This is a genomic window from Escherichia sp. MOD1-EC5950, assembly GCF_002965345.1.
Classification (GTDB): Bacteria; Pseudomonadota; Gammaproteobacteria; order Enterobacterales; family Enterobacteriaceae; genus Escherichia; species Escherichia marmotae.
Genome location: NZ_PTSR01000150.1, coordinates 1 through 388 on the forward strand (window position 1 = coordinate 1; position 388 = coordinate 388).

1 protein-coding gene is annotated in these 388 nt (G+C 55.7%); it reads right to left on the minus strand.

Annotated features, from left to right (window positions below):
- Nucleotides 1-359 (minus strand): hypothetical protein (locus BEA93_RS26000; RefSeq protein WP_236942914.1); only part of this gene is annotated, 359 nt, incomplete at its 3' end.
- Nucleotides 360-388: the final 29 nt, after the last annotated feature.

Genomic DNA, 388 nt, shown 5'->3' on the forward strand with positions numbered 1-388 from the left:
GTAGGTCGGATAAGATGCGCAAGCATCGCATCCGACATTATTGCGGCGCTGGAGTTTGGCAACAGTGCCGGATGCGGTGCGAATGCCTTATCCGGCCTACGGTTGGGCATCATTTGAGTCACTGTAGGTCGGATAAGATGCGTAAGCATCGCATCCGACATTATTGCGGCGCTGGAGTTTGGCAACAGTGCCGGATGCGGTGCGAATGCCTTATCCGGCCTACGGTTGGGCATCATTTGAGTCACTGTAGGTCGGATAAGATGCGTAAGCATCGCATCCGACATTACTGCGGTGCTGGAGTTTGGCAGCAGTGCCGGATGCGGCGCGAGCGCCTTATCCGGCCTACGGTTGGGCATCATTTGAGTCACTGTAGGTCGGATAAGATGCG